Source organism: Streptomyces sp. B3I8, from assembly GCF_030816915.1.
Classification (GTDB): Bacteria; Actinomycetota; Actinomycetes; order Streptomycetales; family Streptomycetaceae; genus Streptomyces.
In genome coordinates, this window is sequence record NZ_JAUSYN010000002.1 from 5618470 (window position 1) to 5635001 (window position 16532).

The 16532-nt window shown below is 74.7% G+C and carries 11 protein-coding genes and 1 pseudogene; 10 read left to right on the forward strand and 2 right to left on the reverse strand.

The features are described from left to right. Positions 1-325: 325 nt before the first annotated feature. The 7 genes and pseudogenes from QFZ64_RS27035 to QFZ64_RS27065 all read left to right on the forward strand — a co-directional run bounded on the left by QFZ64_RS27035 (position 326) and on the right by QFZ64_RS27065 (position 9280). The gene (locus QFZ64_RS27035) at positions 326-997 is read left to right on the forward strand and encodes a Tat pathway signal sequence domain protein (RefSeq protein ID WP_307070050.1); all 672 of its coding nucleotides are present in this window, start codon (positions 326-328) and stop codon (positions 995-997) included. 294 nt (positions 998-1291) lie between these two features. After that, the gene (locus QFZ64_RS27040) at positions 1292-1873 is read left to right on the forward strand and encodes a hypothetical protein (protein ID WP_307070052.1); all 582 of its coding nucleotides are present in this window, start codon (positions 1292-1294) and stop codon (positions 1871-1873) included. Continuing rightward, on the forward strand, positions 1866-3059 hold the full coding sequence (locus QFZ64_RS27045; protein WP_307070055.1) for a damage-control phosphatase ARMT1 family protein: 1194 nt from the start codon (positions 1866-1868) through the stop codon (positions 3057-3059). The genes QFZ64_RS27040 and QFZ64_RS27045 overlap by 8 nt, the downstream gene beginning before the upstream one ends. A gap of 128 nt (positions 3060-3187) precedes the next feature. Continuing rightward, positions 3188-5347 carry a germacradienol/geosmin synthase Cyc2 gene (gene cyc2 / locus QFZ64_RS27050; protein ID WP_307070057.1) on the forward strand — a complete coding sequence of 720 codons (2160 nt, stop codon included), beginning with the start codon at positions 3188-3190 and terminating at the stop codon, positions 5345-5347. A 226-nt stretch (positions 5348-5573) separates the two neighbouring features. Next, positions 5574-6707, forward strand: coding sequence for an aminopeptidase P family protein (locus QFZ64_RS27055; protein ID WP_307070060.1), 1134 nt, complete (start codon positions 5574-5576; stop codon positions 6705-6707). A gap of 102 nt (positions 6708-6809) precedes the next feature. Then, entirely contained in the window at positions 6810-7775 is a 966-nt protein-coding gene (locus QFZ64_RS27060; protein WP_307070062.1) for an aminoglycoside phosphotransferase family protein, read from the forward strand. A 96-nt stretch (positions 7776-7871) separates the two neighbouring features. Then, a pseudogene (locus QFZ64_RS27065) lies at positions 7872-9280 on the forward strand (APC family permease). Between the two features lie 61 nt (positions 9281-9341). Here the strand turns inward: QFZ64_RS27065 and treZ are convergent. Then, positions 9342-11090: a malto-oligosyltrehalose trehalohydrolase gene (gene treZ / locus QFZ64_RS27070; protein ID WP_307070064.1), complete on the reverse strand. Its 1749-nt coding sequence runs from the start codon at positions 11088-11090 to the stop codon at positions 9342-9344. A gap of 192 nt (positions 11091-11282) precedes the next feature. On the opposite strand from treZ, the gene QFZ64_RS27075 reads away from it, so the two are divergent. The 3 genes from QFZ64_RS27075 to QFZ64_RS27085 all read left to right on the forward strand — a co-directional run bounded on the left by QFZ64_RS27075 (position 11283) and on the right by QFZ64_RS27085 (position 14011). Further along, positions 11283-11834 (forward strand): DUF1707 and FHA domain-containing protein, encoded by a 552-nt coding sequence (locus QFZ64_RS27075; protein WP_307070066.1) that lies wholly within the window; start codon positions 11283-11285, stop codon positions 11832-11834. A 342-nt stretch (positions 11835-12176) separates the two neighbouring features. Next, positions 12177-13526: a M14 family zinc carboxypeptidase gene (locus QFZ64_RS27080; protein WP_307070068.1), complete on the forward strand. Its 1350-nt coding sequence runs from the start codon at positions 12177-12179 to the stop codon at positions 13524-13526. Further along, positions 13523-14011, forward strand: a complete 489-nt coding sequence (locus tag QFZ64_RS27085) for an SSI family serine proteinase inhibitor (RefSeq protein ID WP_307070070.1) — start codon at positions 13523-13525, stop codon at positions 14009-14011. Before QFZ64_RS27080 ends, QFZ64_RS27085 begins: the two co-directional genes overlap by 4 nt. An 18-nt stretch (positions 14012-14029) precedes the next feature. On the opposite strand, the gene treY is transcribed toward QFZ64_RS27085, so the two are convergent. After that, the gene (gene treY / locus QFZ64_RS27090) at positions 14030-16381 is read right to left on the reverse strand and encodes a malto-oligosyltrehalose synthase (RefSeq protein ID WP_307070072.1); all 2352 of its coding nucleotides are present in this window, start codon (positions 16379-16381) and stop codon (positions 14030-14032) included. Between the last annotated feature and the right edge of the window lie 151 nt (positions 16382-16532).

The window sequence follows — 16532 nt, forward strand, 5'->3', positions numbered from 1 at the left end:
AACTGCCTCTGTTTTCCTGCGGATCCGTGGCGCCGGATCCGTCCGTACGGCGCACGTCACTCTCCCGGCCCCGCCTCTCGGGGCATATGTGACACCTCTGCGCGCCGTGCGGCGCACGGATTCTTCACCGCGCACGATCCGCTCCTTCCGCGGCACCGGCACGGCCCCGGACCATCCCCTGTCCGCGGCCCGTGTCCGGTCCGCCCTGCCGCCGTCGGCCCCGTCACGTACGGAGAAGGCGTCACGGGATCGGCGGCGACCTTCTCGCACCTCTCCCCACTCCGAGAACACGCACCTCTCCCCACTCCCGAGAAGAGGCATCCCCATGCGTACGACCCGCACCCGTACCCTCCTCGCCCTTGCCGGTGCCGCCACGGCCTTCGCGCTGGCCACGGCCTCGCCGGCCACCGCGGCCGACACGGTCCTCACCACCGGCGGCGCGGGCGGCGACGCCGTCTCCGTCGGCGACGTGCTCAACGCGTCGCTCGCCAGTGGCACGTCGGCCACGCTCTACTCCAGTGCCACCGGCACCAGCGGGGTGTCCTGCACCTCCTCGGCCTTCACCGCCACCGTCACCGACAACCCGGCGGCGCCGGGCACCGCGACCGAGTCGCTGACCGGGCACACCTTCGACGCGGGCAGCTGCTCCAGCAACGTCATCGGTGTGACCGGGGTGACCGGCATCACCGTCGAGCATCTGCCCTACGGCACGACCGTCACCTCGGACGGGGCGGTGACCGTGACCCCGCCGGCCGGGTCCACCATCCAGACGACGGTGAAGCTGCGGACCCTGCTGGGCAGCATCACGTGCGTGTACCAGGCGCCGAGTCTGAACGGCACGGTGGACGAGGCCGCGAACGGCATCGCGTTCAGTGCGCAGCACTTCACGAAGGTGTCCGGGTCGTCGCTGTGCTTCGCCAACGGCTACTTCACGGCGACGTACGCCCCGGTCACCGACACGAGCCAGGCCGGCTCCCCGACGGTGTACGTCAACTGACCCGAGGGCTCCGCCCCCCGGACCCCCGAAAAGATCGCGCAGTTCCCCGCACCCTGGAAGGGGCGCAGCGCCCTTTGAAGGGCGCGGGGAACTGCGCGACCAGCCACAACGCACCCGCACCCGCCCACGCACGCACTCACCCGAGCCCTCACCACCCACGAGCTCTCCCCGTCCGCCCCCGACTCCCCCTCTCGGGGTGAAAGGGGCGGAGCCCCTTGGAGGGACGGGACGGGACGGGCAGGGGCGGCAGGGGCGGCGGGGGCGAAACACCTTTCGCCCCGCTAGCGTGGGCGGATGCCGAGTCAGACGCCCCCACCGCCGGCCCCGCCGGCCCCACCGGTGTGCGCCGGGTGCGGCGCACCCACCCGCCGCGTCGCCGACACCGTCGCGGACCCCGCCTCCCTCCACGACGACCTCGCCGACCGCCTCGCCAAGGCCCCCGCGGTCGCCTCCCGCGGCACCACCGCCCTCCACGCCGTCGAAGGCCTGATCATGGCCGGCGTGGGGATCGCCCTCGCCCAGGGCGGCCTCGCCGGCCACACCACCGTGCCCACCGTCGGCGGCACCCTCCTCGCCCTCATCGCGCTGACCGGCACCGCGCTCGTCGTCCGCAACGAGACCCGCGGCCGCGCCGCCGTCACCGCCGGCGAGCCCCGCGCCGACGCCCTGTGGCGACCGGCGCACCACTGTCCCGGCTGCGCGTCGGTCTCCTGCCCCGGCGGCGAACCGTGGCAGGGTCGGCTGACGCCGGAACAGTTCCGGAAACTGGTGTGGACCGAGGCGGGGTACGGCGGGGAGCTGGAGGAACGGGCCCGTACGGCCGACGTGCCGCCCGGGACCCTCCCCCGTCCCCGAGGAGCAGAGAACCATGTCTGAGGCCGCCGCCCCCGCCCCCGTGATCGTGAGCGACGACCCCGCCTCCTTCCCCCACGGCGTCCTGGCGGAACGCCACCCCGCGCTCGTCGCCCGCGTCCTGGACACCGTCCCCTACGGCCCCGACGAGCGGGCCGCGCTCACCGCGCTGCTCGACAACCACCTCAAGGGCGTGGTCGAACCGCCCGAACCCGGTGCCCGGGACGCCGAGCGCTGGACGGAGGAGTGGGGGCTGGCCGAGCACCTCGGCCGCTCCTGGTTCGCGGCGCCGTTCCTGTGGGCCGAGAGCTACTTCTACCGCCGCTTCCTCGACGCGCTCGGCTACTTCGGCACCGGGCCCTGGCGCGGCGTCGACCCGTTCCGCCCGTTCAAACTCGCCGAGCTCGCCGGGCCGGAGACCGACGAGGAACTCGCGGCCCTCGACGCGCTCGCCGACCGCCCGCCGGCCGAGCGCGCCGCCGCCCTGCTGCACGGCTCCCTGTGGGGCAACAGCGCGGACCTCGGCTTCCGGCTCTCCGTCGAGAGCGGCCACGGAGCGGGCACGGGCGCCGGGCCCGCCGCCGACGCCCGCCTCGTCGCCGACGACAGCGAGACACTGTGGTCGATGCTGCCCGTCCCCACCCTGTGCCTGGTCGCCGACAACGCCGGGCGCGAACTCGTCCCCGACCTGCTGCTCGTCGACCATCTGCTGCGCCACGGCGGCGCCGAGCGCGCCGTGCTGCACGTCAAACCCCACCCCTACTACGTCTCCGACGCGACCACCGCCGACGTCCTGGACGCGATCGACCGGCTGCACCGCGCGCCCGGCGAGGCGGGTGCCGCCGGGCGCCGGCTGTGGTCGGCGCTGGCCGGCGGCCGGCTCGTCCTGCGTGCCCACCCGTTCTCCTGCGCGCCCCTGCCGTACGCCGACATGCCCGACGACCTGCGCCGCGAGTTCGCCGCCGCCGACCTCACGATCCTCAAGGGCGACCTCAACTACCGCCGCCTGGTGGGCGACCGGCTCTGGCCGCCGACCACGCCGTTCGCCCGGCCGACCGCGTACTTCCCCGGCCCGGTGGTGGCGCTGCGCACCCTGAAGTCCGACGTGATCACCGGACTCGACCCGCACACGGAGACCACCCTCGTCGAGACGGAGGGGCAGCGCTGGCGCACCAGCGGGGCGCACGCGCTGATCCAGGTGCGCCCCTGACGAGCCCCGTACATCCCCCTGACGCGCCCCGGTACCACCCCGACAACCCCGCGCCACCGCTTCACGCGATGGTGTGATCATGTTCCGCCGTCCGGATGCGCGGCCGGAGCCCTGGGCAGGACCCGGCCATGACGCAGCCGTTCCGCCTCCCGCACTTCTACATGCCGTATCCCGCGCGGCTCAATCCGCACCTCGACGAGGCGCGCGCGCACTCGACCGCCTGGGCGCGCGAGAGGGGCATGCTCGAGGGCTCCGGCGTCTGGGAACAGTCCGACCTCGACGCGCACGACTACGGCCTGCTGTGCGCGTACACGCACCCCGACTGCGACGGTCCGGCCCTCTCGCTCATCACCGACTGGTACGTGTGGGTGTTCTTCTTCGACGACCACTTCCTGGAGCTGTTCAAGCGCACCCAGGACCGCGCGGCCGGCAAGGCGCACCTGGACCGGCTGCCCCTGTTCATGCCGGCCGACCCCGCCACCCCCGTGCCCGAGCCGCAGAACCCGGTCGAGGCGGGTCTCGCCGACCTGTGGGCCCGTACGGTCCCGGCGATGTCGGCCGACTGGCGGCGCCGCTTCGCCGTCGCCACCGAACACCTGCTCAACGAGTCCCTGTGGGAGCTGTCCAACATCAACGAGGGGCGGATCGCCAACCCCGTCGAGTACATCGAGATGCGCCGCAAGGTCGGCGGCGCCCCCTGGTCCGCCGGCCTCGTGGAGTACGCCACCGCCGAGGTCCCCGCGCGCGTCGCCCGCTCGCGCCCGCTGCGGGTCCTGATGGAGACGTTCTCCGACGGCGTCCACCTGCGCAACGACCTCTTCTCCTACCAGCGCGAGGTCGAGGACGAGGGCGAACTGAGCAACGGCGTCCTCGTCCTGGAGACGTTCTTCGGCTGCACCACGCAGCAGGCCGCCGAGACGGTCAACGACATCCTGACCTCCCGGCTCCACCAGTTCGAGCACACGGCACTCACCGAGGTCCCCGCACTCGCCCTGGAGCACGGCCTCGCACCGGACGAGGTCGCGGCGATCGCGGCGTACACGCGGGGACTGCAGGACTGGCAGTCCGGCGGCCACGAATGGCACCTGCGCTCCAGCCGCTACATGAACGAGGGCGCCCTCGCGGCCCGCCGCCCCCTCGGCCTGCCGGCCACGGGTGCCTTTGCCGCCGACGTCCGGGGACTGCTCGCCGACGCCGGTGTCGAGCGGCTGCGCGCCCACACGCACATCCCGTTCCAGAAGGTCGGCCCCTCCCGCATCCCCGAGATCCGCATGCCGTTCACGCTCCGGCTCAGCGAACACCTCGACGGCGCCCGCGCCCGGCTGCTGCCCTGGGCGTTCGCATCGGGCATGCTCTCCGAGGGCGTCTGGGACGAGGACAAGCTCGCCTCCTGCGACCTGCCCCTGTGCGCCGCCGGCCTCCACCCCGACGCCACCCCCGAGGCCCTCGACCTCGCCTCCCAGTGGCTCGCCTGGGGCACCTACGGCGACGACTACTACCCCGTGATGTACGGCCACCGACGCGACCTCGCCGGGGCGAAGCTGTGCACCGAACGGCTGTCGGCGTGCATGCCGGTCGACGGTGAGGCGCCGCTGGTGCCGGCCAACGCGCTGGAGCGCTCACTGACCGACCTGTGGCAGCGCACCACGGCCGGCATGGACCTCGACCAGCGCCGCACGATGCGGCGCTCGGTCGACGTGATGACGGCGAGCTGGGTGTGGGAGCTGTCCAACCAGGCCCAGCACCGCGTCCCCGACCCCGTCGACTACCTGGAGATGCGCCGGGACACCTTCGGCTCCGACCTCACCAAGAACCTGTGCCGGATGGGACACGCGCCCAACGTGGCCGCCGAGGTGTACACCAGCGGGCCGATCTGCTCGCTGGAGAACGCGGCGATGGACTACGCGGTGCTCCTCAACGACGTGTTCTCCTACCAGAAGGAGATCGAGTACGAGGGAGAGATCCACAACGGGGTCCTCGTCGTGCAGAACTTCTTCCGCTGCGGGTACGACGAGGCGGTGCGTGTCGTCGGGGACCTGATGAACCAGCGGATGGAACAGTTCGAGCACGTCTCCGCGCACGAACTCCCCGTCCTCTACGAGGACTTCGCCCTCTCTCCCGACGCGCGGGCGACGATGGAGGGGTATGTGGTCCAACTCCAGAACTGGATGTCCGGCATCCTCAACTGGCACCAGCACGTGGACCGCTACCGGGCGGACTACCTCGCCCGCAGAGCCCACGGCTTCGTCCCGGACCACACGCCTGCGCGGCTCGCCGGCCGTGTGTGAAGGGGCGCGGGGCTGTGCCGATCCGCGGCAACCGCCGCGGGGCGCGACCGGCCACGACGAACCCGCACCCGGCGACAAGGGAAACCGTCACGCCGGCCGCCCGTTCACCCCCCCGGCGCGGCGCCGTCGCGCCCAGCGCTGCTCGAGGCGGCGCCCGTGACAGGCAATCCACTCGCATCCACCCCCGCCGGGAGGCAGGATGGCGGCAGTGGACCTTGGAGGCACGATGGCCGTCGCCACGGGGAGTGACCCCGCCCTCTTCACCGCCGCCGACTACGCGGCCCGGATGCGCCGCGCCGCGAGGAGCGCCGCCGACGCCGGGCTCGACGGCGTACTGATCGCACCCGGACCGGACCTGCTGTGGCTGACCGGCTACCGGCCGGTGGAGACCGAGCGGCTCACCCTCCTCGTGCTGCGCGCCGGCCAGGACCCCGTCCTGGTGGTGCCGACCCTGGAGGCTCCCGACGCGGCCGGCTCCGCCGGCGGCCCCGCGCTCACCCTGCGCGACTGGACCGACGGCCAGGACCCGTACGAGGCCGCCGGCTCCCTCCTCGTACCCGCCGGCCGCTTCGGGATCAGCGACAACGCCTGGGCGATGCACCTGCTCGGCCTGCGCCGACGGCTCCCGGACTCGGACCATGTCGCGCTCACCGAGGCGCTGCCGATGCTCCGCGCCGTCAAGGACGCCGCCGAACTGGAGCGGCTCGCCGCGGCGGGCGCCGCCGCGGACGCCGCGTTCGAGGAGATCCGAAAGGTGGCCTTCGCCGGTCGCCGGGAGCGGGAGGTCGCCGCCGACCTCGCCGCACTGCTGCTCCGCCACGGCCACTCCCAGGTGGACTTCACCGTCGTCGGCTCCGGCCCCAACGGCGCCAACCCGCACCACGAGGCCGACGACCGCGTCATCGAACGCGGCGACATGGTCGTTCTGGACTTCGGCGGCCTCAAGCACGGCTACGGCTCCGACACCACCCGCACCGTCCACGTCGGCGAGCCCACCGACGAGGAACGCCGCGTCCACGACATCGTCCGGCAGGCCCAGGAGGCCGGATTCCGGGCGGTGCGGCCCGGCGCCGCCTGCCAGGACGTCGACCGGGCGGCCCGCGAGGTCATCGCCGACGCCGGCTACGGCGAGTACTTCATCCACCGCACCGGGCACGGCATCGGCGTCACCACGCACGAGCCGCCGTACATGATCGAGGGCGAGGAACAGCCGCTCGTCCCCGGCATGTGCTTCTCCGTCGAACCCGGCATCTATCTGCCCGGACGCTTCGGGGTGCGCATCGAGGACATCGTGACGGTCACCGAGGACGGCGGCCGGCGCCTGAACAACACCGAACGGGAGATGGTGCTCGTCGAGTGACCCGCGCGGCACGACGGCCGCCCGGCCACCGGAAGCGAAGCCCGAACCGCCGGACCCCGGCGGCGAGGCCCGTACCCCCGAGACGACAACGGCGCGACGACCATGACCCAGGCACCCACACCGACGGCGGACACCGTACGCCGGCTCGTCGACACCCTCCTGGCGAAGGAGGCGCCCGACGAGGCGCCCACCGGGGTGTCCGGGCCGGGTGGCGCCCCCGAGGTGCGGCTCGCCGCCGAGGACGAGGACGGCACCGTCTGGTGGGTCGGCGGCCGGTACGTCCTGCGACTGGCGTCCCACCGCGACGCCACCGTGCGCAGGCGCCGCGAGCTGCGGCTGCGCGACCTGGTCCGGCCGTACGTGCCGCTCGCCGTGCCCGTCGGCGTCGCCCACGGCGAGTGGGCCCCCGGCCGCGCCTACACCCTCGACACCCGGCTGACCGGCGCCGGTGCCGAGGACCGGAGCGTGTCCGCCGTCGGCGAGGCCGACCTCGCGGCGTTCCTGACCGGGCTGCGCGAGGTGCCCGTACGGCAGGCGGAGACGCTCGGCGTGCCGCGCCGGGCGCCACGCCCCCTGGACGCGCTGCGCGGATCCGCGGACGGCGCCGCGCGGCGGCTGGGCGCGGCCGACGAGTTCGACCCGGCCCGGCTCGCCCCGTTCACGGCCACCGCCGCCGCACAGCTCGCCGCGCAGCCGGGGGCGGCCGTCCTCGTCCACCACTCGCTCACCGGCGCCCACCTGGTGGTCGGCGACGACGGCAGGGTGCGCGGGGTGCTCGGCTGGGGCGACGCGGTGACCGGCGACCCCGCCGAGGACATCGCCGGGCTCGCCCGCGCGGTCGGCGCCCCCGCCGCCGTACGCGCCGCGACCCTCGCCGGCTATGGGCCCCGCCCCTGCCTGCGCGGCCTGTGGCTGGCCCGCTGCGACGCACTGCTCCACCTCGCCACCCGCCTCGACACCCCCACCGGTGACCCGCTGCCCCTGCTCCGCCACCGCCTGCGCCGCGCCTGGGAACCGATCCTGCTGGAACGCGTCACGGACCTGCGGGGCGAAGCGGGGGAGTTGTAAGGCGTACGTCCGCCCCGGGCGCCGACGGCAGGTGCCGCCTCGGCTCACACCACTCCCGCACCGTCTGTCACCGTGCCGCGCGGGTACGCGGCACAGGTGGCTACTCCACCCGCACCGACGTCCGCCGGCTCTCCCCGGCACGGCACCCCGCGGCAGGACGGCGCCTCCCCGCTCAAGAAGGCGCTCACCACCCCCCTGCTGTACTTCTTCATCCTCGGCGATGTGCTGGGCGCCGGCGTCTACGTCCTCATCGGTCAGATCGCCGCGGAGTCGGGTGGCGCCGTGTGGGTGCCGCTCCTCCTGGCCCTGCTCCTGTCCCTGCTCACGGCCGCCTCGTACGCCGAACTCAGCACGAAGTACCCCGGGCCGGCGGCGCCTCCCACTACACGACCCTCGCCAACGGGCCGTTCACCGGCTTCCTCGCCGGGTTCTCCATGCCGGCCGCGGGCGTCGTGTCCGTTGCCGCGCCGGCCCGTGGCTTCGCCGGCGACTACCTGTCCGCCTTCGTCAGCCTGCCCGTGGTGGCGGTGGCGGCCGTCTTCCTGTGCCTCCTCGCCCTGCTGAACGCCCGCGGCATCAGCGAGTCCACGCGCGCCAACGTGGCGGCGACGCTCGTCGAGGTGGGCGGCCTCCTCCTCGTCATCGGTCTCGGCGTCCGGCTGTTCCTGCGCGGCGACGGCGACCCCGGCCGGCTCGTCCATCTCGGCACCGCCGACTCCGGGGCGGCCGCCGGTGTGCTGAGCGGGACCGTGCTGGCCTACTACTCCTTCGTCGGCTTCGAGACCTCCGTCAACGTCGCCGAGGAGACCCGCGACCCGCGCCGCTCCTACCCCCGCGCCCTCTTCGGCGCGCTGGTGACGGCCGGGGCCGTCTACGTCCTCGTGGGCATCGTCGCCTCGGCCGCCGTCCCCACCGGACGGCCGGCCGCGTTCAGCGGTCCGCTGCTGGAAGTGGTGAGGGAGGCGGGCGGGGTGCCGCCCAAGGTGTTCAGCGCCATCGCCCTGGTGGCCGTCGCCGACGGCGCGCTGCTCACCGGCATCATGAGCTCGCGGCTGGCCTTCGGCATGGCGCGGGACGGTCTGCTGCCCCGCTTCCTCACCCGCGTCCTCCCCGGGCGCCGCACCCCGTGGGCCTCGACAGCGGTCACGACCGCCCTGTCCTTCCTGCCGGCGCTCACCGGGGACGTGGCGACCCTCGCCTCCACCCTCGTACTGCTGCTCCTCGTGGTGTTCTTCCTGGTCGACACCGCGGTCCTCGTCCAGCGGCGGGACCGTACGACGCGGCCGCACTTCCGCGCGTACACCGTCGTCCCGGTCCTGGGTGCGGCCTCCTGCGTGGCGCCGGCCACCCGGGTCGACGGCGACGTCCGGGTACGCGGGCTGATCGTCCTCGCGGTCGGCCTGGTCCTGGGCGCCGTCGCCACCGTGCACCGGCGCCGCGATGCCGGTGATCAGGCCGGCCGGCCCGTCGGCGAACCGGCGGGCGAACCGGCGGACGGGGCCTGAGGCGCCGGGCTCCCGGCCGGAGCGGCGGGCCGGCCCCGCCGCCGGAGCCCGGCGACGGCCCCTACTCGCGCAGCAGGACGACGGCCGACTCGCCCGGCAGCGACAGCACCCCGTCCGCGTCCGGCGCGGACACCGGCTCCCACGCGGCCAGGACACGCGCCCCGCGCGGCCCCAGCGGGACGCGGACCGGCTCCGTGCCGAGATTGACCGCCACCCGGACGTCACCGCGGCGGAAGGCCAGCCAGCGCGCGGCCTCGTCGAAGGTGACCTTCACGTCGGACAGATCGGGATCGGTCAGGTCCGGCTGGGCGTGCCGCAGCGCGATCAGCTCCCGGTACCAGGCCAGCACGCGCGCGTGCACACCGCCGCCCGGCTCCGACCAGTCCAGGCAGGAGCGGTCCCGGGTGGCGGGGTCCTGCGGGTCGGGCACGTCCTCCTCGGCCCAGCCGTGCGCCGCGAACTCCCGGCGCCTGCCGTCGCGCACGGCCGCGGCGAGCTCCGCATCGGTGTGGTCGGTGAAGAACTGCCAGGGCGTGCCGGCCGCCCACTCCTCGCCCATGAACAGCATCGGCGTGAACGGCGCGGTCAGCATCAGCGTCGCCGCGCAGGCCAGCAGCCCGGGGGAGAGGGAGGCGGCGAGCCGGTCGCCCTGCGCACGGTTGCCTACCTGGTCGTGGGTCTGGGTGTAGCCCAGCAGCCGGTGCGCCGACATCCGTGTGCGGTCCAGCGGACGGCCGTGGGAGCGGCCCCGGAACGTCGAGTACGTGCCGTCGTGGAAGAAGCCGTGGGAGAGGGTCTTGGCGAGCGCGGCGAGCGGGGCGCGGGCGAAGTCCTCGTAGTAGCCCTGTCCCTCGCCGGTCAGGGCGGTGTGCAGGGCGTGGTGGAAGTCGTCGTTCCACTGCGCGTGCAGCCCGAGGCCGCCCTCGGGGCGTGGGGTGATCAGCCGCGGGTCGGCGAGGTCGGACTCGGCGATCAGGAACAGCGGACGGTCCAGCTCGGCGGCGAGCGCGTCGACGGCGGTGGACAGTTCCTCCAGGAAGTGGCACGCGCGTGTGTCGTGCAGCGCGTGCACGGCGTCCAGGCGCAGCCCGTCCAGGCGGTAGTCGCGCAGCCAGGCCAGCGCGCTGCCGAGCAGGAAGGCGCGCACCTCGTCGGAGCCGGGCGCGTCCAGATTGACGGCGACGCCCCACGGGGTGTGGTGGGTGTCGGTGAAGTACGGGCCGAACGCGGGCAGGTGGTTCCCGGACGGACCGAGGTGGTTGTGCACCACGTCCAGGACCACACCCAGGCCCAGCTCGTGCGCCCGGTCCACGAACCGCTTCAGCGCCTCGGGGCCGCCGTACGGCTCGTGCACGGCCCACAGCGACACGCCCTCGTAACCCCAGCCGTGCCGGCCGGGGAAGGGACACAGCGGCATCAACTCCACGTGGGTGACGCCCAGTTCCACGAGGTGCCCGAGCCGGGCGGCGGCCGCGTCCAGGGTCCCCTCGGGGGTGTACGTGCCCACGTGCAGTTCGTACAGGACCGCGCCCGGCAGCCCGCGCCCCGGCCAGGGGGCGCGCCACTCGTACCGGTCCTGGTCGACCACCGCGCCGAGCCCGTCCGGGCCGTCGGGCTGGCGGCGGGAGCGGGGATCGGGCAGGACCGGGCCGCCGTCCAGGGCGAACCCGTAGCGCGAACCGTCGTCGGCCGGCGCCTCCGTACGCCACCATCCGGCGCGCTCCGGATCGGGCTCCATCGTGCGCGTGGCGCCGTCGCAGTGGAGCGTCACCCGGTCCTCGGCCTGCGGAGCCCACACCTCGAACTGCACGGACGGTTCCCCCTCGTGTGTCGTTCGTCCTGCTTCGCCTGTTTGTGACGTGGTCCGTCCATGGTGCGTCACACTCGATCAATCCTCTCCGGAACCGACCCGTTTGACACGCCGGACGACGCCGGCGGGGCACGGGAACCGGCCCCGGGGGCTCGCTGGACACCTCGGCGCCGCTGCCCGACAATCACCCGTGTGACGTCGTCCTTCGAGTTCCCCACGTACCCCGCGCGGCTGTCGGACAACGACCGTGACCGGGCGCTGAAGGTGCTCCGTGACGGTGTCGTCCTCGGCCGCATCTCGCACGACACCTTCATCCGGCGCATGGAGCTGGCACTGACCGCGCGCGTCCCCGAGGAACTGGCCGCACTCACCGCGGACCTGCCGCCGCGCGCGCCGTTGTCGCGGTTCGTCTACGGCAGCGTCGAGGCGCTGTCCGGCTTCACGGTGAAGCTGCGCCGGGCCTGGCTCTCCGAACGTCTGCCGAAGCTGCCGCTGCCGCGGCCGGATCGGATGTATCCGCTCCGGATAGGGCGGGACCCGGCGAGCGGACTGCGTCTGAGCCACGAGTCGGTCTCCCGGGTCCACGCGGAACTCAGCCGCCAGGGCGGCCTCTGGGTCCTCCGCGACCTCGGCTCCACGAACGGCACGTCCGTGAACGGACGGCGGGTGATCGGAGCGGCGGTGGTGCGCGACGGTGACCTGGTCACCTTCGGCACGATGATGTTCCGGCTGGCGTCGGACTGAACGAGGGGCGCGGGGCCGCGCCGATGTGCGGCTCCGCCGCGTGGGCGCGTGCTTCCCGGGGGTTGGGGGGGCGGAGCCCCCGGGGGACGGCGGGGGCGCCCCCTGCTCATGGGGGTCCCCCCTGCTCATGGGGGTCCCCCCTGCTCGAACGGAGTTGAGAGCTTGGGGGAGGAGTTGAGAGCTTGGGGGAGGGAAGGGGCGGCGGGGGCGAAGACCCGCCGTGCGCCCCGTTGACGCGGGCGCCCTCGGTGACTGAATGTAGAGGGCCGCTGTACAACACGTGAAACCGACGGAGTCACCCCGCGGAGGTGTGTCCTGCCCACGCTCCTCCGCTATCCCACCGTGGACGACCTCGCTCTCCACGCCGCCGCCCTCGCCGCCCGTCACCCCGGCGCCGCCCGCCTCCGTCACGTCGGGACCTCCCGCGCCGGCACTCCCCTCCGGCTGCTCTCCGTCGGCCACGGCTCCCGCCACGCCCTGGTCGTGGCCGGCCCGCACGCCAACGAACCCGTCGGCGGCGCCACGGCCCTCCGCCTCGCCGAGCGGCTCCTCGCCGGCTCCCCGCCGGCCGGCGACGACGCCGACGTCACCTGGAACTTCCTGCTCTGCCTCGACCCCGACGGCGCCCGCCGCAACGAGGGCTGGCTGCGCGGCCCCTACACCCTCGGCCACTACTTCCGGCACTTCTTCCGCCCCGGCTTCACCGAACAGCCCGAGTGGCTCCCGGACGGCGCCGACCGCGCCGCGCTCCCCGAGACCCGCGCCCTCCTCGCCCTCCAGGACGAGCTGCGCCCCTTCTTCCACTGCTCGCTGCACGGTGTCGACGTCGGCGGCGGCTTCGTCGAGCTCACCCGCGACCTGCCCGGCCTCGACCGGCGCGTCGCGCACACCGCCGCCCGCCTGGGCATCCCGCGCGAACTGGGCCCGTACGACACCCTGTACTGGCCCAGTCTCGGCCCCGCCGTCTACCGCATCCCGCCCCCGCGCCGCGGCGACCTCGCCGCCGCCATCACCGAGGCCGCCGTCGAGTCGACCTGGTACCACCCGCACCGCTACGGCACCGTCACCGCCGTCGTCGAGGCACCCATGTGGGGCGTGCCCGCGGTGGCGGACGCCACTCCGGCCGCCGATCCGGAAACGTTTCTGCGCACCGTGGCCCGCGCCCTGCGCCATGACACCGGGCTCCTCGACGGCCTCCTCGCCCGGCTCCGCCCCCTGCTGGCCGGCGTGCCCGACGCCGACCGGCTGCTCGCCCCGGTGGACGACTATTTACTGGTCAGCCCCGGCCTGGCCGACTCCTGGGACCCCGACGTGCACGACCCCGCGGCCCGTCCGCTCCCGGTGTGCGACACCGCCCACCTGACCGCGCTCGGCATCTCGGGGCGCCGGGTCGCCCTGCGTACCGCCGGGCTGCTGCACCGGCTCGCGACCGCCGCCGGGCCCGACGCGGCCGGTCTGCTGCCCCGCCTGGACGCGCTGATCGACGGCTGGTGCGCGGACTACCGCGACCACTACGGGGCGCGCTGGATCCCCGTCGCCCGCCAGGTGGAGTACCAGTCGCGCGTGGTTCTCGCCGCCTCCCGGCTGGCCGCCCGGCGGCAGACGCGGGCGCCGCGCGCCGCGGAGGCGCGGCCCCGATCGGGTGAGCCGGAGTGGGGGGCGGGAACCGCCGTGCCGATGCACAGGGAATGACGCATCCGACCACCGCGCTCCGCGCGGCCCTCCTCGCCGCCGTGACCCTGCTGACGGCGACCCCGGCCCACGCCGTACCGGCCCCCGCGACCCCGGCCCACGCCGTCCCCGGGCGGCACGCACCGGGCGACCACCTGTACCTGACGCTGACCCCCGGCGACGCCCACGCGCACGCCACCGGCACCGCCGACCGCACCCTGCTGCTGTGCGACCCGCCCCGGGGCCACGTGCGCGCCGACCGTGCCTGTGCCGAGCTCGACGGGGCGGGGGGCGACATCGACCGCATCCCGAGCCGGGACACGTTCTGCCCGATGGTCTATGCCCCGGTCACCGCCAGGGCCGACGGCCGGTGGGGCGGCCGCCGGGTGACGTACGAACGCACGTTCCCCAACCGTTGTGTGCTCGGCGCCCGGACGGGTGCCGTGTTCGCGTTCACCGACGACCGCCCAGGGCCGGACGGCCGCCCGCTCCCGGACCGGCGCTGACCCGGCGGGCGCGCACCGTCACTCGTCCCCGGCGCGTTCGAGCAGCGCCACCGGCAGCGGCGAGAACAGCTCCGCCACCCGCACCCGGCCCTCGAACCGCCGCTCCGGGGCGAACAGGTCGCTCCAGCGGCCCGGCGGCAGCGGGAGCACCGTCTCCCGCCAGCCGCCCGCCTCCGCGAGCCGCAGCGACAGCCGGGTGACCGCGGTGAGGACCCGCCCGGAGCGCGTGAACGCCAGGCAGTGCGCCGCGCCCGGCCCCTCCGCCCACAGCGGGGCGTACGTCGCCGCCGCGCCGAACAGCTCCGGGCGCCGGGCGCGCAGCCGCAGCGCGGCCGCGGTGACCGCCTCCTTCGCCGAGGCGCCCTCCTGCGGCGCGAACGGCGCCCGGTTGTCGGGGTCGACCAGCGCCCGGTACTCGCCCTCGGTGCCCTGGTAGACATCCGGCACGCCCGGCATCGTCAGATGCGTCAGGGTGGCCCCCAGGACGTTGGCCCGGATGTGCGGGGTGAGCGCGGCGCGGAAGTCCGTCACGTGGCGTCCGCCGGGCCCGCACGGGCCCCCGTCCACGAACGCCGCGACCTGCTCCTCGTATCCGGCGTCCTGCTCGGTCCAGGACGTGTGGAGCTTCGCCTCCCGCGCGTGCTTGAGCAGCGCCTCCCGCAGCCGGTCCGCGTCCGGGAGGCCGAGCCCCAGCAGGGTCTGCCAGGCCGCCCAGGCCAGGGCGCCGTCGGGCGCCTCGGGGCCGGTGCGGGCCGCCTCGGCGAGCACCCCGGCCCAGCGCTCGGGGCACTCGGTGAGCACGGCGACCGCCGCCCGCACGTCCGAGCTGCGCTTGGTGTCGTGGGTGGACAGCACGGTCCCGGTCAGCGGCCAGTCGCTCTGCAGGCGCGTGCAGTACGCGTGGAAGTCGCCGGGAGAGAGCCCGGGCGCGCCCGGGTCGCCGCCCACCTCGTTCGCCGACAGCAGCGGCACGTAGCGGTAGAACGCGGTGTCCTCCAGCGACTTGGCGCGCAGCGCGGAGGCGGTCTGCGCGAACCGGGTGCGGAACTCCTCGTGCCCCGCCCCGTCCCCGGCCCGCCCCAGCGCCAGGTCCCGTACGACGCTCACCGCGTGTGCCTCCTCCGGCACCCGGAAGGCCGCGCGGGCCTCGGCGGCGGCCTCCTCGGTGACGACCGCCTCGGCGTCGGTGGAGTCGTAGGGCCGGTAGACCTCCATGCGGACCAGCAGCTCCCGCAGCGCGGTGCGCAGCGCCCAGGGGGCGTGATCGCGCAGGGCGGGGTCGGGTGAGCCGGCGCAGACCCGTACGGCGGCCCGGGTGAGCCGGTCCACCTCGGTGGCCAGTTCGTGGTCGAGGGTCTCGTACGCCGCCCGGCGCGCGGTGGCCGTCCAGTCGCCCCCGGCGTCCGGCTCGGGGGCCGCGAAGTCGCGGTAGCGCGCCAGCAGTTCGCGGGCGCCGTCGGGGTCGGTGAGGACGCCGTCGACGCGGCGCAGGGCGTCGTAGCCGGTGGTGCCGGCCACCGGCCAGGCCGGGGAGAGCACCTCACGGTCGGCGAGGATCTTCTCCACGACGGTCCACCGGCCGCCGGTCGCCTCGTCGAGGCGGCGCAGATATCCGTCGGGGTCGGCGAGGCCGTCCGGGTGGTCCACGCGCAGCCCGTGGATCACGTCCTCGTCGAGCAGTCGCAGCACGGTGGCGTGCGTGGCGTCGAACACGTCGGGGTCCTCCACGCGGACGCCGATGAGGTCGGAGATGCTGAAGAACCTGCGGTAGTTCAGCTCGGTGCGGGCCAGCCGCCACCAGGCGGGGCGGTACCACTGGGCGTCGATCAGCCGCGGCAGCGGCAGCTTCGCGGTGCCCTCGCGGAGCGGGAAGACGTGGTCGTGGTAGCGCAGGACGTCGCCGTCGACGGTGAGGTGGTCGATCTCGGCGCCGAGCGGATGGCCGAGGACGGGCAGCAGCAGTCGGCCGCCCTGCGCCTCCCAGTCGATGTCGAACCAGCGCGCGTACGGGGACTTCGGGCCCTCGCGCAGGACCTCCCACAGGGCGTGGTTGTGGCGGGGGGACATCGCCATGTGGTTGGGGACGATGTCCACGATCAGGCCGAGGCCGTGCTCGCGTGCCGTCGCCGACAGCGAGCGCAGGGCCGCCTCGCCGCCGAGTTCCTCCCGGACGCGGGAGTGGTCGACGACGTCGTAGCCGTGGAGGGAGCCGGGCACGGCCTCCAGGACGGGGGAGAGGTGGAGGTGGGAGACGCCGAGCGGGGCGAGGTAGGGGACGGCTGCCTCGGCGGCGGCGAACGGGAACCCGGGCTGCAGTTGCAGGCGGTAGGTGGCCGTGGGCGGCGGCGACGGGGGGCGCTCAGGTGTCATGGGGACGTACGTACCCGCGATGCGGGGTTTTGTGTCTGCGGCGAGTGGGTGGGGGCCGTTCCGGGGCCGGTTCCCGGGTCGTGCGGCGAGTGCGGGTGGGTGGGGGCTGCTCGCGCGGTTCCCCGCGTCCCTTGAGAGCGGGGAACCGCGC

Coding starts and splice junctions, on each gene's coding strand:
- QFZ64_RS27055 (WP_307070060.1), top strand. CDS start 5,574: ATGGCCGTCGCCACGGGGAGTGACCCCGCCCTCTTCACCGCCGCCGAC.
- cyc2 (WP_307070057.1), top strand. CDS start 3,188: ATGACGCAGCCGTTCCGCCTCCCGCACTTCTACATGCCGTATCCCGCG.
- treY (WP_307070072.1), bottom strand. CDS start 16,381: ATGACACCTGAGCGCCCCCCGTCGCCGCCGCCCACGGCCACCTACCGC.
- QFZ64_RS27045 (WP_307070055.1), top strand. CDS start 1,866: ATGTCTGAGGCCGCCGCCCCCGCCCCCGTGATCGTGAGCGACGACCCC.
- QFZ64_RS27040 (WP_307070052.1), top strand. CDS start 1,292: ATGCCGAGTCAGACGCCCCCACCGCCGGCCCCGCCGGCCCCACCGGTG.
- QFZ64_RS27085 (WP_307070070.1), top strand. CDS start 13,523: ATGACGCATCCGACCACCGCGCTCCGCGCGGCCCTCCTCGCCGCCGTG.
- QFZ64_RS27060 (WP_307070062.1), top strand. CDS start 6,810: ATGACCCAGGCACCCACACCGACGGCGGACACCGTACGCCGGCTCGTC.
- QFZ64_RS27035 (WP_307070050.1), top strand. CDS start 326: ATGCGTACGACCCGCACCCGTACCCTCCTCGCCCTTGCCGGTGCCGCC.